This window comes from Streptomyces sp. NPDC051555 (assembly GCF_044454405.1).
Classification (GTDB): Bacteria; Actinomycetota; Actinomycetes; order Streptomycetales; family Streptomycetaceae; genus Streptomyces.
In genome coordinates this window covers 47,792-61,822 of sequence record NZ_JBITDP010000012.1, presented here as the reverse complement: position 1 = coordinate 61,822, position 14,031 = coordinate 47,792, and the positions used below count along the sequence as shown (strand labels likewise).

Sequence of the window (14,031 nt, the reverse complement as noted above, 5' to 3'; positions counted from 1 at the left end):
GATCAGGCGGCCCGTTGCGCCACCGGTCCGCAGTCCCGGCAGTAGCCGCCCGGTACCGGAGCCCGGAAAGCCCGTTCACACCCGTCGCACGTCTGGAACGGGTCCGGCCGCGCGGTCGGCGGGGCGCCCCGGGGCGCCGGGAGCCGCGGCGGGACCTGCGCTCTCAGGCGGTACCCGATCAGGGCCGCCGGATTGCCGAGCTCCGCGGGCAGGTTCCCGGCGAGCAGGTGCGCTACGGCCTCGGGCTCGACGCCGAGGTCCAGCCACCCCGACACCTCCGGCGCCAACTGGCGTACCGCCCGTTCCGGCAGCAACAGCCGCGGATCGCGCAGCCGCAACTCCGCGAGCAGGTCGAACGCCTCCTGCCGGACCTGCCCGGCGGGCACCCCACCCGCGCCCACCGGACCGGCGGCACCACCCCCTTGGCCGCACCCGGGCCCGCCCACGGGACCGATCCCAGCCCCGGGCAACGGCCCCAGCGACGCCCCCCGGGACCGCGGCCGGGACGCCGGGCGGGACCCCGAGCGGGAGGTCAGGCGGGAGGCCGGCCGGGACCCGGGCTCCGGCGCGGGCCCCTGCGGCTCGGGGTCGGGCTCGGGATCCGGCTCGGCGTCAGGCTCGGCTTCGGGCTCCGGAGGCGGCTCGGCGTCCGGCACGGGACCCGGCTCCGGCTCGGCCGTGGGGGCGCCCGCCCGGAACAGCGGCGGTACGTGGTCGGTCGTCGCCCCTTCGGGGTACGCCGCGCCCGGCTGGTTGTAGGACACCGTACGGGTGATGACCTGCCCCGTCTCCAACCGCACGCGCACCCGCTCCAGGTACCCGTGCGCCTCCAACTCCCGCAGCGCCGAGGCGATCCGCACCTCCCCCTCGCGGAACCGCCCGGCGAGGCGCTTGATGCCGACCGGTGCACCGGTGGGCAGCGACTGGATGTGGGTGGCGAGGCCGATCGCCATCAGCGACATGCCGTAGTTCTGGGCTAGGTGGTTGCCCACGACCACGAACTCCGAGGAGTGCCGGACCTTGACGTGGAAGACACCGGATCGAGGGGTCCCGGCGGGAAGACGGGACGACGCGCGCGAGGCCGCGCTAGGGTGCTCGGGAGCCATTGGGAAGCGTCTACTTCCTAGTTGGTCAGGCCCTCGTTCGGGATGCCAGTCCCGGCGGGGGCCGTCTCATGTCTGGACGGTGTGCGGCGAGCATATGCCCGGCAACCCCTCGGAAATCCAGCCGAGTTGGAACAGTTCACCCATGCGAGTTACCAACCTCCTTCCGGTGTGACGCGGCGGCGCGCGGCCGCCGTCAGCGGCCGGTGAGCGCCTCCGCCTCCGCGGTGTAGAGCAGCGCCGGATCGAATCCCATGCCGGTGAAGTGGCCGGAGAGTTCGAGCGAGAGCGTGCCGTGCAGCCGGGTCCAGAAGGTGAGCGCGCGGTGCAGGGTCGACGGCGGGCCCGGATGCTCGGCGGCCCATATCCGGTGCTCCGCCAGGTGCGCCTCCAGATGCGCCTCAAGCGGTGACGGGGGTCTGGCGGCGGGCTCCTCGGCGGCACAGGCGTCGAGGAGGACGGCCATGATCTCGGCGGTGATCCGGGTCGTGTCCTCGGGCGCCTCGTAGCCGGGCACAGGGGTGCCGTAGACGAGCAGGTACCGCTGGGGGTCCGCCAGGGCCCACGCGCGCAGGGTGTCCGCCAGGTCGGCGAGGTCGGTGCCGGCCTCGGCGCGGACGCGGAAGGCGTCGGCCAGGCTGCGGTAGGCGTCCCTGATGAGTTCGCTGATCAGCTCGTCACGGTTGGCGAAGTACCGGTACAGGGCCGGCCCGCTCATGCCGATCTGCTTGGCAATGGCGTTGAGGGACAGCGCGGAGGCCCCGGCCGTGGCGATCTGCCCCCACGCGTGCTGCTTGACCTCCTCCCGCACCTGGGTGCGGTACCGCTCCCGGGGTGTCCTCGCATCCGACTCGCTCATGGCCTGCCTCCACTCTCTCGATCTCTCGCCAGCTTGTTGGTTAGAAGGTATCACGAAAGCTCTTGACTCTCGCGACTCGAATGGGTTACAACTTCTAACGAACGAGAAACCCACTACGAAATCTCCTACGAAACGAGTGAGCGACATGAGCACCGACCACCTCACCCAGACCCCGCAGACCACCCAGACCACCCAGACCACCCAGGCCACCCAGGTCGTCCTGCCGGGCGTCGTGGCCCCGGAGGGCCTGCAAGTCATGCGCACCTCCGTGCCGGAGCCCGGCACGGGTCAGCTGGTGATCGCCATGGAGGCGACCGGCGTCTCCTTCGCCGAGCAGCAGATGCGCCGCGGGCGGTACTACGACCAGCCGCCGTTCCCCTTCGTGCCCGGCTACGACCTGGTGGGCCGCGTGGTGTCGACCGGCCCGGGAGTCGCCCCGGACCTGACTGGCCGGAGGGTGGCCGCGCTGGTCAAGGTCGGCGGTTGGGCCAGCCATGTGGTCGTCGACGCGAAGGACGCAGTCGAGGTGCCGGAGGGCCTGAGCGCGGCGGAGGCCGAGACGGTCGTGGTCAACGGCATCACCGCCTGGCAGATGCTGCACCGCACGGCCCGCGTGCGCGCCGGGCAGACCATCCTGGTGCACGGCGCCAGCGGCGGAGTGGGCTCCGTCCTGGTCCAGCTGGCCCGCGCGGCCGGCGTGAAGGTGATCGGCACGGCCTCCGCCCGCCACCACGAAGCACTGCGCGAGCTGGGCGTCACCCCGATCGACTACCGCGTGGGGAATGTGGCGGCCAGGACCCGGGAGCTGGCCCCCGGCGGGGTGGACGCCGTCTTCGACCACGTCGGCGGCCGCAGCGTCATCGACTCCTGGCAGCTGCTCGCCCCCGGCGGCACCCTCGTCTCCTACGGCAGCGCCTCCACCCGCGACGACAGCGGCTCCAAGCAGCTTCCCGTGCTGAAGATCCTCGCCCGCACCTGGCTCTGGAACGCCCTGCCCAACGGCCGCCGCGCGCACTTCTACAACATCTGGGCCGGCCGCGCGCTGAACCAGGACCGCTTCCGCGCCCGGCTGCGGAGCGATCTCACCGAGGTCTTCGGCGCCCTCCAGCGCGGCGAGATCACCGCCCGGATCGCTGCCCAACTGCCGCTCGCCAGGGCCGCCGAGGCCCTCGCCCTGGCGGAGTCCGGCACCGTCACCGGCAAGGTCGTCCTGACTCCCTGACCCCTGCCGCTGACTCCTTGAGCCCCTTCCCCCCGCCCCCAAGACCGCAGACCTCGACGGAGGACGAACACCATGAAGCCCCGCCCCGCCCACACCCTGACCGCCTTCGCCTGCGCCGCGGCCGCCACGGTCGCGCTCAGCACCGCCTCCTACGCCTCGCCGCCCGGCGATCGGCACCTGCCGAAGGTGGTCGCCGCATGGCAGACCGCCTGGAACGGCACGGAGCCCGGCGCGCTCGGCGCGCTGTTCATCTCCGGCGGGACCTACACCGACCAGGCCATAGGCGTCACGTTCACGGGTCGTCAGGAGATATCCGGCTGGAAGGCCCGCACCGACGCCCTGATCGAGAACGTCCGGGTCACCGTGCGCGCCGCGCACCGGGACGGTGACCACATCACCATCGAGGCCGTCTACTCCGGGCACCTCAAGGGCGCGCCCAAGCCCTTCGCCGTGCCGCTGGCGACCCTGCTCGACCTCGACGGCCCGCGGATCGCCCACGACCAGGACTTCTACAGCCTCAATGCCGTCCTCGCCCAGTCCGGCCTCCCCGCCGACTGGACGCCCCCCACTCCGTGACCCCCACGACCCCGCGACCCCGGGGTCAGCGACGGGGAGCCGGAGGGGTGCGGTTGGTTGGTTTCTCTCGGTCCTTTAGCTTTTGACGTCCGCCCCCACCGGGTCTCGGCCCTCCACGTCCCAGCGGGTCAGCCGCCCGACCACATCCAACTCGGCCCACACCACCTTGCAGGGTGAGGGCCCCGGATCCACCCCCCAGCGGTCCGCGATCGCGGTCACCAGCACCAAGCCCCTACCGGCCTCCCCGTCCTCACCCGGGTCGCGGAGACCAGGGACCCGGTCACCCCGGGTATCGACCACCTCGATGCGCAACACACCGCCGTACAGCGTGAGCAGCAGCCGGAACCTCCGCCCCGGCACGCGACCGTGGGTCACCGCGTTGGCCGCCAGCTCGGCCACGACCAGACCGGGCCCTTCTGTCGCGACCCCCCAAGAACCGATCCGCTCGACGGCGAGCAACCGGGCCCGGCGGGCTCCGTGGGGAGTGGCGGCGAGCTGGGCGACGAATTGACGGGTGGGGTTGCAGATTTGATTCATCACGTCACTCAGCGTGTCGATGTCCGCATACCGTGAGAAGTGGCAACACCTGTACGTCCCGCGTTTGTCCGGCTCTTGTCCGGGGCTGTCCCGGCTGTCCTGTCCGGCCGCCGGGCAGGGGGCGTCGAGGACATCGGTACGTCGGAGGCGGGCGCGCATGAGCGTGGACAGTGACGGTACGCGGGACGCGGGCTGGGACGTGGACCCCGAGGACGAGCAAGGAGTGGCGGTACTGGCCGCACTGGGCCGCCAGCTCAGGGCCTGGCGCGAGGAAGCGGGCCTCCGGGCCGCCGACCTCGGCACCGCCATCGGGTACGGCGAGGACCTCGTCCGCAAGGTCGAGGCCGGCAAGCGCATCCCGCGCCCGGAGTACCTGGACAGGACGGACGAGGCCCTTCGGGCGGGCGGGAAGATCGCCGCCATGAAGGCGGACATGGAGCAGGTCCGCTACCCCAAGAAGGTGCGCGACCTCGCGAAGTTGGAGAACCGGGCGGTGGAGGTGTGCGTCTACAGCACGCACGTCGTACACGGACTGGTGCAGACACCGGATCACGCGCGGGCCCTCTTCGAGATGCGCCAGCCCGCCTATGCACAGGACGAGGTGGAGCGGTTCACCGCAGCACGCATGGCCCGACAAGCCATCTTCGACCGCGCCCCCGCCCCGGCGATCAGCTTCGTCCACGAAGCGTCCGCGCTGCGCCGCCCCATCGGGGGCACAATGGTGTGGCGCCGACAGCTCCAACGGCTCTTGGAGGTAAGCCACTTGCGCAACGTATCCCTCCAGGTCATGCCGAACAGCCGCGAGGCACACGCTGGCATGGACGGCGGCATCGAGATCCTGAAGTTCGAGGACGGCACCGCCGTGGGACGCTCAGAGGGAGCGTTCAACGGACGCCCTGTGTCGGACCCGAAGCAGCTCCGGATCCTCGAACTGCGCTATGGCATCATCCGGGCCGAGGCCCTCCCGCCACGGGAGTCGCGGGACTTCGTCGAGGAACTGCTGGGAGAAACATGATCGAAAATCCCGAGCTCGCCTGGTTCAAGAGCAGTCACAGCAGCGGCAGCGAAGGCGACTCCTGCGTCGAGGTGGCCGCCACCCTCGCCACCGTCCACGTCCGCGATTCCAAGGACACCCTGCTCCCCCACCTCGCTTTCACCCCCCGCACCTGGGCGGACTTCGTGGCGCACGCCTCCGGCCGCTGAACGCACCACAGCCCCCGCCCGGACGGGGGCGGAGGCTGCGATGAGTGTGCGTGCCGGCGTGGGGCCGTACGGTCAGACGGCGACCGGGACCTTCTCCTCGGCGGCGGCCTCGGCGGACTCGACCGACTCGACCGACTCGACCGACTCGGTCTCGGCCGGGAGCTCGTCCAGCGGGGAGGACGAGGCGGTGGCGTAGGCCGTGCGGTCCAAGATGCCCTCGCGGGCGGCGACGATGACCGGGACCAGGGCCTGGCCGGCCACGTTGGTGGCGGTCCGCATCATGTCGAGGATCGGGTCGATCGCCATCAGCAGACCGACACCGGCCAGCGGCAGGCCCAGCGTGGACAGGGTCAGCGTCAGCATCACGGTCGCGCCGGTCAGACCGGCGGTGGCGGCGGAGCCGACCACGGAGACGAAGGCGATGAGCAGGTAGTCACCGATGCCCAGCTGCACGTCGAAGATCTGGGCGATGAAGATCGCGGCGAGCGCCGGGTAGATGGCGGCGCAGCCGTCCATCTTCGTGGTGGCACCGAAGGGAACGGCGAAGCTCGCGTAGTTCTTCGGGACGCCGAGGCGCTCGGTGACCTTCTGGGTGACCGGCATGGTGCCGACCGAGGAGCGCGAGACGAAGGCCAGCTGGATCGCGGGCCAGGCGCCCTTGAAGAACTGGATCGGGTTGACCTTGGCGACGGTCGCCAGCAGCAGCGGGTAGACGCCGAACATCACGAGCGCGCAACCGATGTAGACGTCGGCGGTGAAGACGGCGTACTTGCCGATCAGGTCCCAGCCGTAGCTGGCGATGGCGGTGCCGATGAGGCCGACCGTACCGATCGGGGCGAGCCGGATGACCCACCACAGGGCCTTCTGCAGCAGCTCCAGGACGGACTCGGCGAGCGTCAGCACGGGCTGCGCCTTCGCACCGAGCTGGAGGGCGGCGATACCGGCGACGGCGGCCAGGAAGACGATCTGGAGGACGTTCAGCTCGGTGAACGGCGTGACGATGTCGTTCGGCACGATGCCGGTCAGGAAGTCGATCCACGAGCCGTGCCGCTTGGGCTCCTTGCCGTCGGCGGCGGTGAGGCCGGTGCCCGAGCCCGGGTTGGTCAGCAGGCCGATCGCGAGGCCGATGCCGACCGCGATCAGCGACGTGATCATGAACCAGAGCAGCGTGCGCGAGGCGAGGCGGGCGGCGTTGTTCACCTTCCGCAGGTTGGTGACGGACACCAGGATCGCGAAGAAGACGAGCGGGGCGACGGCCAGCTTCAGGAGCTGGACGAATATGTCGCCGACCTTCTCCAGGGTGGTGGCCAGCCAGCTGATGTCCTGGCTGCGCGAGAGCCAGCCGAACAGCACGCCGAGCACGAGACCGGTGACGATCTGGGCCCAGAAGGGGAACTTGAAAGAGGCCTTGGCGGGGGCCTCGGGGGTCGCGGACACGAACACTCTCCGGAAGGTGGTGGTGATGCGGTACGGCAGCCGGAGGTGGCCGGCCGGGACCGCTGCTGCATGCGTTGCGTGGGCTGGATCAGCGACAGCAGCAACAGGCCGCGGACGCGCGGCGGCAGAGGTCGACGTGCAGGCGCGCCACGAGCAGGGTGCTCATGGCTTCGAAGGGCGCAGCTGACGTCAACATGTTGAACACGCTAACACTTTTCCTTTGAGAATCTCAAAGAACTGCTTTGAGCATCGATCTCGGTCGACCCATCGACCCCGGAAACGCGGTCGACCCCTCGACCCCGGAAACGCCGAAGCGCCCCTGCGGCGGGAGGGAACCCGCCGCAGGGGCGCTTCGGCAATACGTCGAGGTCAGTGCGCGCGGGCGGCGTCGTCCGCCGCGTCCTCCTGCGTCTGGTTGTCGGCGAGGCGACCCTTCGCACCCGCGATGCGTCCGGAGATCTGCTCGGACATCACGTCGCGCTGCTTGCGCAGCAGCACGAAGGAGAGCGGGGCGGACAGCACCAGCGCGAGCAGCACGACCCAGGCGAGGTTGGCGTCACCGAGGGAGGACGGCACGAGACCGGCCTTGACCAGGCCCAGGACGAGGACGAAGCAGCCCACGAAGATGGCCAGCCGCATCGTGGTGTAGCGGATCGTTGCGCTCGGCTTGAGGGACACGGTGACCCTTTCTCTCTGTCTTCGTCGGCTGTGAGCGTCGGGTACGCCCGGAAGTGCCCGACCAGTGAAGCATGCCGGGCCCCCCGCACCGCCCGCCGGGGCCCCACCCGACCGGCGTCGCCCGGCGCCCGTTCCGGGCTCAGCGCAGTCGCAGCAGCATGGTGACGTCGTCGCGGTCGTCGCCCGGGGCGACCCGGATCGCCCCGGGCACGCGCCCCACCTCGTGGTATCCGCAGGAGGCGTAGAAACGCTCCAGGCCGAGGCCGCCCCGGCAGCCGAGCCGGACCGCGTCGATGCCCTCGATGGCGCGGGCCGCGTCGGCGACGGCCGCCATCAGCCCGCGCCCGACGCCCCGCCCCTGGAGGCCGGGCGCGACCATCACCGTGTACGCCCAGAGCCAGTGCTTCATGAGCCCGTGCGCGTTGGTGGCGAGGAAGGCGGTCGCCACGACCCGGCCGTCCCCGTCGCGCCCGACGACCAGCCGGGTCCGCCCCTCGGCCATCGCGACGAGGTGCTTGAGCAGCTCGGGGCGGACGACCTCGTGACGGACGGGCGGCACGAAGCCGACGGCGCCACCGGCGTTGCTGACCTCGACCCACAGGTCGAGCACCTGCGCGTGCAGGGCCGGGTCGACGACCGGGTCGACGCTGAAGGTGAGCGGGAGCGGAAGGGGGGCCGTAATGGTCATAGGTGCAGACTAACCATTACCTCAGCCATTCGGCAACGAAGAAGCCCCGACCCCCGGGGCGAATCCCAGGAGGTCGGGGCCTTCTCGTCGACAGCGGGACGTCAGAGGCGCATCGCCTGCGGCTCGTCGCGCAGACCCGCGTCCGGACCCGGGTACTCCCGGATGATCTCGTAGCGCGTGTTGCGCTCGACCGGACGGAAGCCCGCGTCCCGGATCAGCTCCAGCAGGTCGTCGCGGCCGAGCTTGTTCGGCGTGCCGTAGTTGTCCGCGTCGTGCGTGATCTTGTACTCGACGACCGAGCCGTCCATGTCGTCCGCACCGTGCTGGAGCGCCAGCTGGGCGGTCTGCACGCCGTGCATCACCCAGAAGACCTTCACGTGCGGGACGTTGTCGAAGAGCAGTCGCGAGACCGCGAAGGTCTTCAGCGCCTCGGCGCCGGTGGCCATCGTGGTCCGCGCCTGGAGCTTGTTGCGGACCTTGCCGTCCTGCATGTCCACGAAGTCGTGCTGGTAGCGCAGCGGGATGAAGACCTGGAAGCCGCCCGTCTCGTCCTGCAGCTCGCGCAGCCGGAGCACGTGGTCCACGCGGTGGCGCGGCTCCTCGATGTGCCCGTACAGCATCGTGCACGGGGTCTTGAGACCCTTCTCGTGCGCGAGGCGGTGGATGCGCGACCAGTCCTCCCAGTGGGTGCGGTGGTCGACGATGTGCTGGCGGACCTCCCAGTCGAAGATCTCCGCGCCGCCGCCGGTGAGCGACTCCAGGCCGGCCTCGATCAGCTCGTCCAGGATCTCGGACGCCGAGAGACCGGAGATCGTCTCGAAGTGGTGGATCTCCGTCGCCGTGAACGCCTTCAGCGAGACGTTCGGCAGCGCCTTCTTCAGCTCGCTCAGCGAGCGCGGGTAGTAGCGCCACGGCAGGTTGGGGTGCAGACCGTTGACGATGTGCAGCTCGGTGAGGTTCTCGTTCTCCATGGTCTTGGCCAGGCGAACGGCTTCCTCGATGCGCATCGTGTACGCGTCCTTCTCGCCCGGCTTGCGCTGGAACGAGCAGTACGCGCAGGAGGCGGTGCACACGTTGGTCATGTTCAGGTGGCGGTTGACGTTGAAGTGGACCACGTCACCGTTCTTGCGGGTGCGCACCTCGTGGGCGAGGCCACCGAGCCAGGCCAGATCGTCCGACTCGTAGAGGGCGATGCCGTCCTCACGCGTCAGCCGCTCGCCGGAGCGGACCTTCTCCTCCAGCTCGCGCTTGAGCCCAGCGTCCATGTGCCGGTCGCCTCCTGTGTCTGTCCTGCTGCGTCTGTCCTGCTATGTCTGTCCTGCGGACGTCCGTACCTGTGCCTGCGGAACCCCGACCCACCGTACTCTCAGTGCTCTTCCGGCAGTTCCCCGACCCGGTTCTCCCACTTGGTGGAGAGCACGATGGTGGTGCGGGTCCGGGAGACGCCCTTGGTGCCGGACAGCCGCCGGATGATCTTCTCCAGGCCGTCCACGTCGCTCGCGCGCACCTTGAGCATGAAGGAGTCGTCGCCCGCGATGAACCAGCAGTCCTCGATCTCCGCGAGGTCGCGCAGTCGCCGGGCCACGTCCTCGTGGTCCGCGGCGTCGGAGAGGGAGATGCCGATCAGCGCGGTGACCCCGAGGCCGAGCGAGGCCGCGTCCACGGTCGCGCGGTAGCCGGTGATCACACCGGCCGTCTCCAGCCGGTTGATCCGGTCGGTGACGCTGGGGCCGGAGAGGCCCACGAGCCGGCCCAGCTCCGCGTAGGAGGCACGGCCGTTCTCCCGGAGGGCCTGGATGAGCTGCCTGTCCACGGTGTCCATATACCTGGAGCCTTCCATTATTCGGCGATCCCGCAAGTTTACGTATAGAATCTAAGGCACACAGGGTCGAAGCCCTGTGAATCTTTCAACAGATCAACGATGATCTGACAATCTTCAGGAGTGGTTCACCGTGTACACGATCGAGATGGCCTACGCACACATGCGACAGCTCCAGGAGCTGGCCAACCGATCCCGTGCCCACCAGCCCGCCGCAGCCGTGCGTGTCGACAAGACCCGCAAGTCGTTCGGCGCCAAGAAGCGCTAGTACCGGTTCACCCGGGCTAGTCCTCACCAGCACCGGGAGCACGGGCCGCGCCCAGCTCCCCGTCCCAACGGCGGTACAGCCGGTGCGGCACCTCTGCCGCGTCCAGTACCCGCCCCGCGACGAAGTCAGCCAGATCCTGGATGTGCGTCGCACCCGCGTAGAACGCCGGAGAGGCGGGCAGCACCACTGCGCCCGCCTCGTCCAGCGTCACCAGCGCCTTGAGCGTCTGACCGCTCAGCGGCGTCTCGCGCACCACGACCACCAGCCGGCGCCGCTCCTTGAGCGTGACGCTCGCCACCCGCTGGAGCAGGTCCTTCGACAGCCCCAGTGACACCCCCGCCACGCACGCCGTGGACGCGGGCACGATCAGCATCCCCTTGACCGGGTACGAGCCGGACGACGGCCCGGCCGCCAGGTCCCCGGCGTTCCAGTAGCGCACCGCGTCCAGGTCGAAGCCCGCGAAGGTGCCCGGTTTCCCGTCGGCCCCCCGCTCCAGCCACTGCTCCAGGTCCGCGCGCCAGTGCGCGTCCCGGAAGGCGATCCCCGTCTCGTCGAGCAGCGTGAGCCGCGCGGACCGGCTGACCACCAGGTCCACGCTCTCCCCCGCCGCGAGCAGCCCCCGCAGCACGGACGCCGCGTACGGCGTCCCGGACGCCCCTGAAACCCCGACCACCCAGGGGGTGCGCTTGCCCTCACTCATGCGTCCGAGCCTATCCGGGACTTACAGCGTCAGCCCCCGCACCATCAGGTCCCCCAGCGCGCAGACGAAGAGCGCGATGCCGATGAAGCCGTTGACGGTGAAGAAGGCCCGGTTCAGCCGGGACAGGTCCTTGGGCGTCACGATCGAGTGCTCGTAGCCGAAGGCGGCCACCACGACGATCATCCCGGCCCAGAAGAAGACCCCGGCACCGGTGGCGAGCGCGTACCAGACCAGCAGTCCGGTGGTCACGACATGACAGACTCGCGCGCCCCAAAGCGCCGCCGGAACACCGAAGCGGGCGGGGACGGACTTGACGCCCTCCGCACGGTCGGCCATCACGTCCTGGCAGCCGAAGATCAGGTCGAAGCCGCCGATCCACACGCCGACCGCGAGCCCGAGGACGACCGCGTCCCAGGACCACTCGCCGGTGATCGCCAGCCAGGCCCCGACCGGACCCATCGCCTGCGCCAGGCCCAGGATCGCGTGCGGGAAGTTCGTGAAGCGCTTGCCGTACGGGTACACCACCATCGGGATCACCGCGATGGGCGCGAGCGCCAGGCACAGCGGGTTCAGCAGCGCCGCCGCCCCGAGGAACACCGCGAGCGCGACGCCGGCGCCGGTCCAGGCGGAGCGCACCGAGACCGCGCCGGTCACCAGCTCGCGGCCCGCGGTGCGCGGGTTACGGGCGTCGATCTCGCGGTCGATGATCCGGTTGGCGGCCATCGCGAAGGTGCGCAGGCCCACCATGGCGACGGTGACCAGCAGCAGCTTGATCCAGTGGACCTCGCGGTCCAGCTGGAACATCGCGGTGAGGGCGGCGATGTAGGCGAAGGGCAGCGCGAAGACCGAGTGCTCGATCATCACCAGCCGCAGGAACGCCTTCACCTTGCCGGTGGGCTGCGGCGCGGGGCCGGGGCCGACCACTCCGTCGGCGGTCGTCATCATGCGAGGCTTCTCCGGAAGTCTTCTAGGTCGGCCAGGAGCTCCGCGGTGCGGAGCGGGCCGAGTTCCAGGGTCCGGGGACCCTGGTCGTGCCCCTCGGGCGGGGTGACCTTCGCGGTCAGCCGCCAGCCGTCGGCGCCGTCCGGGCGCGCGTCGAGGGAGAGGAAGTTCCCGGCCTCCGCGGTGAACGGCCCGCCGGCCCCCAGCGCCCGCTGGAGCTGCTCCGCGAAGTCGTCAGCCTCCACGTCCCGCGCGCCGGGCAGCTCGAAGCCGTCGCCCTCGCCGTCCACGTCGAGCATCAGCGCCCAGATGTTGCCGGGGCCCGCGAACTCCTCGGGCGTCACCCCGGCCTCCTCGGCCGCGAGCTTGACCTCCGCCAGCGTCGGGTCGATCTGCGGCCGGACGAGGGCCACGTAGGCGGCGTCGGTGCCGATGAACAGCTCCGGGCCGCTCACTCCGATGGGGCTCACAGTCCGTATTCCTTCCAGCGGCGGTCGACCAGGGCCGCGGTCGCGGGGTCGGACTCGACCATGTCCGGCCAGCCGCCGTCGCGGGTGTAGCCCTCTTCGGGCAGTTTCTTCGTGGCGTCGATGCCCGCCTTGCCGCCCCAGAACTGCTGGTAGGAGGCGTGGTCCAGGTGGTCCACCGGGCCTTCGACGACGGTGAGGTCGCGGGCGTAGTCCGTGTTGCCCAGCGCCCGCCAGGAGACCTCGTGCAGGTCGTGCACGTCGCAGTCGGAGTCCACCACGATGATCAGCTTGGTGAGCGACATCATGTGCGCGCCCCAGATGGCGTGCATGACCTTCTGCGCGTGCTTCGGGTACTTCTTGTCGATCGAGACGATCGCGCAGTTGTGGAAGCCGCCCGACTCCGGCAGGTGGTAGTCCACGATGTCCGGAACGATGATCTTGAGCAGCGGCAGGAAGAACCGCTCCGTCGCGCGGCCCAGCGGACCGTCCTCGGTCGGCGGGCGGCCGACGACGATCGACTGGATCAGCGGACGCTTGCGCATCGTCACGCAGTCGATCTTCAGGGCCGGGAAGGGCTCCTGCGGGGTGTAGAAACCGGTGTGGTCGCCGAAGGGGCCCTCGGGGAGCGTCTCACCCGGCTCCAGCCAGCCCTCGATGACGACCTCGGCGTGGGCCGGGACCTGGAGCGGGACGGTCTTGCAGTCCACCATCTCGATCCGCTTGCCCGCGACGAACCCGGCGAAGAGGTACTCGTCGATGTCGCCGGGCAGCGGCGCGGTGGACGCGTACGTCACGGCCGGGGGGCAGCCGAAGGCGATCGCGACCGGGAGCCGCTCGCCCTTCTTGGCGGCGACGGCGTAGTGGTTGCGGCTGTCCTTGTGGATCTGCCAGTGCATGCCGATGGTGCGCTTGTCGTGGCGCTGGAGACGGTAGAGCCCGAGGTTGCGCACGCCCGTCTCGGGGTGCTTGGTGTGGGTCAGGCCCAGGTTGAAGAAGGAGCCGCCGTCCTTGGGCCAGGTGAAGAGGGCCGGCAGCCGGTCCAGGTCCACGTCGTCCCCGGTGAGGACGACCTCCTGGACGGGCGCGGACTCGCCCTTCACCTTCTTCGGCGGTACGTGCACCATCGAGCCGAGCTTGCCGAAGGCCTCGCGGACCCCGATGAAGCCCTGCGGCAGCTCGGGCTTGAGCAGGCCGCCGATCTTCTCGCTGATCTCGGCGTAGGACTTCAGGCCGAGGGCTTTGAGCAGGCGGCGGTCGGTGCCGAAGACGTTCATGGCCAGCGGCATCGCCGAACCCTTGACGTTCTCGAAGAGCAGCGCGGGCCCGCCCGCCTTGTTCACTCTGTCGACGATCTCCCCGACCTCCAGGTACGGGTCCACTTCGGCCTTGATGCGCTTGAGGTCGCCCTCCCGCTCCAGAGCCCGGAGCAGCGAGCGGAGATCGTCGTAAGCCATGCGACCCAGTATCGGCCACGGACTACCCTGGGGGAGTCACCGGGGCCCGACGCGGCCCCGCCACCGTCTTGGGGG

18 protein-coding genes are annotated in these 14,031 nt (G+C 70.3%); 5 read left to right on the top strand and 13 right to left on the bottom strand.

Features of this window, described 5'->3' with window-relative positions; translation table 11 throughout:
- Window positions 1–2: 2 nt before the first annotated feature.
- Both ACIBEA_RS23850 and ACIBEA_RS23845 read right to left on the bottom strand, forming a co-directional pair.
- On the bottom strand, window positions 3–1,106 hold the full coding sequence (locus tag ACIBEA_RS23850; protein WP_399264083.1) for a helix-turn-helix domain-containing protein: 1,104 nt from the start codon (window positions 1,104–1,106) through the stop codon (window positions 3–5).
- A 193-nt stretch (window positions 1,107–1,299) separates the two neighbouring features.
- Window positions 1,300–1,962: a TetR/AcrR family transcriptional regulator gene (locus ACIBEA_RS23845; RefSeq protein ID WP_399264082.1), complete on the bottom strand. Its 663-nt coding sequence runs from the start codon at window positions 1,960–1,962 to the stop codon at window positions 1,300–1,302.
- 145 nt (window positions 1,963–2,107) lie between these two features.
- Here ACIBEA_RS23845 and ACIBEA_RS23840 point away from each other — a divergent pair, with 145 nt between their 5' ends.
- Entirely contained in the window at window positions 2,108–3,184 is a 1,077-nt protein-coding gene (locus ACIBEA_RS23840; protein WP_399264079.1) for a medium chain dehydrogenase/reductase family protein, read from the top strand.
- 72 nt (window positions 3,185–3,256) lie between these two features.
- Window positions 3,257–3,760: a nuclear transport factor 2 family protein gene (locus ACIBEA_RS23835; protein WP_399264077.1), complete on the top strand. Its 504-nt coding sequence runs from the start codon at window positions 3,257–3,259 to the stop codon at window positions 3,758–3,760.
- A 75-nt stretch (window positions 3,761–3,835) separates the two neighbouring features.
- On the opposite strand, the gene ACIBEA_RS23830 is transcribed toward ACIBEA_RS23835, so the two are convergent.
- Window positions 3,836–4,297: an ATP-binding protein gene (locus ACIBEA_RS23830; RefSeq protein WP_399264399.1), complete on the bottom strand. Its 462-nt coding sequence runs from the start codon at window positions 4,295–4,297 to the stop codon at window positions 3,836–3,838.
- A 157-nt stretch (window positions 4,298–4,454) separates the two neighbouring features.
- Between ACIBEA_RS23830 and ACIBEA_RS23825 the strand changes: the two genes are divergently transcribed.
- Both ACIBEA_RS23825 and ACIBEA_RS23820 read left to right on the top strand, forming a co-directional pair.
- On the top strand, window positions 4,455–5,312 hold the full coding sequence (locus ACIBEA_RS23825; RefSeq protein ID WP_399264075.1) for a helix-turn-helix domain-containing protein: 858 nt from the start codon (window positions 4,455–4,457) through the stop codon (window positions 5,310–5,312).
- Window positions 5,309–5,500 (top strand): DUF397 domain-containing protein, encoded by a 192-nt coding sequence (locus ACIBEA_RS23820; protein ID WP_399264073.1) that lies wholly within the window; start codon window positions 5,309–5,311, stop codon window positions 5,498–5,500. Before ACIBEA_RS23825 ends, ACIBEA_RS23820 begins: the two co-directional genes overlap by 4 nt.
- Window positions 5,501–5,572: 72 nt before the next feature.
- Here ACIBEA_RS23820 and ACIBEA_RS23815 read toward each other — a convergent pair whose 3' ends face one another.
- The 6 genes from ACIBEA_RS23815 to ACIBEA_RS23790 form a co-directional block, all read right to left on the bottom strand.
- Window positions 5,573–6,937, bottom strand: coding sequence for a dicarboxylate/amino acid:cation symporter (locus ACIBEA_RS23815; protein WP_399264071.1), 1,365 nt, complete (start codon window positions 6,935–6,937; stop codon window positions 5,573–5,575).
- 88 nt (window positions 6,938–7,025) lie between these two features.
- Entirely contained in the window at window positions 7,026–7,103 is a 78-nt protein-coding gene (locus tag ACIBEA_RS23810) for a putative leader peptide (protein WP_330335068.1), read from the bottom strand.
- Between the two features lie 203 nt (window positions 7,104–7,306).
- Window positions 7,307–7,615, bottom strand: a complete 309-nt coding sequence (locus ACIBEA_RS23805) for a DUF4229 domain-containing protein (protein WP_399264069.1) — start codon at window positions 7,613–7,615, stop codon at window positions 7,307–7,309.
- A gap of 139 nt (window positions 7,616–7,754) precedes the next feature.
- Window positions 7,755–8,303, bottom strand: a complete 549-nt coding sequence (locus ACIBEA_RS23800; protein WP_399264067.1) for a GNAT family N-acetyltransferase — start codon at window positions 8,301–8,303, stop codon at window positions 7,755–7,757.
- A 101-nt stretch (window positions 8,304–8,404) separates the two neighbouring features.
- The gene (gene mqnE / locus ACIBEA_RS23795; RefSeq protein ID WP_354380388.1) at window positions 8,405–9,568 is read right to left on the bottom strand and encodes an aminofutalosine synthase MqnE; all 1,164 of its coding nucleotides are present in this window, start codon (window positions 9,566–9,568) and stop codon (window positions 8,405–8,407) included.
- Between the two features lie 101 nt (window positions 9,569–9,669).
- Window positions 9,670–10,125 carry an Lrp/AsnC family transcriptional regulator gene (locus ACIBEA_RS23790; protein ID WP_399264065.1) on the bottom strand — a complete coding sequence of 152 codons (456 nt, stop codon included), beginning with the start codon at window positions 10,123–10,125 and terminating at the stop codon, window positions 9,670–9,672.
- Window positions 10,126–10,255: 130 nt separating this feature from the next.
- Here ACIBEA_RS23790 and ACIBEA_RS23785 point away from each other — a divergent pair, with 130 nt between their 5' ends.
- On the top strand, window positions 10,256–10,390 hold the full coding sequence (locus tag ACIBEA_RS23785; RefSeq protein WP_399264441.1) for a hypothetical protein: 135 nt from the start codon (window positions 10,256–10,258) through the stop codon (window positions 10,388–10,390).
- 16 nt (window positions 10,391–10,406) lie between these two features.
- Here ACIBEA_RS23785 and ACIBEA_RS23780 read toward each other — a convergent pair whose 3' ends face one another.
- From ACIBEA_RS23780 to ACIBEA_RS23765, 4 genes are read right to left on the bottom strand one after another with little or no spacing between them, the layout of a single operon-like run.
- Window positions 10,407–11,090, bottom strand: coding sequence for a UbiX family flavin prenyltransferase (locus ACIBEA_RS23780; protein ID WP_399264063.1), 684 nt, complete (start codon window positions 11,088–11,090; stop codon window positions 10,407–10,409).
- A 21-nt stretch (window positions 11,091–11,111) separates the two neighbouring features.
- Window positions 11,112–12,035, bottom strand: a complete 924-nt coding sequence (mqnP, locus tag ACIBEA_RS23775; RefSeq protein ID WP_399264061.1) for a menaquinone biosynthesis prenyltransferase MqnP — start codon at window positions 12,033–12,035, stop codon at window positions 11,112–11,114.
- On the bottom strand, window positions 12,032–12,502 hold the full coding sequence (locus tag ACIBEA_RS23770; protein WP_399264059.1) for a hypothetical protein: 471 nt from the start codon (window positions 12,500–12,502) through the stop codon (window positions 12,032–12,034). Before ACIBEA_RS23770 ends, mqnP begins: the two co-directional genes overlap by 4 nt.
- Window positions 12,499–13,956, bottom strand: coding sequence for a menaquinone biosynthesis decarboxylase (locus ACIBEA_RS23765; RefSeq protein WP_399264057.1), 1,458 nt, complete (start codon window positions 13,954–13,956; stop codon window positions 12,499–12,501). Before ACIBEA_RS23765 ends, ACIBEA_RS23770 begins: the two co-directional genes overlap by 4 nt.
- Window positions 13,957–14,031: the final 75 nt, after the last annotated feature.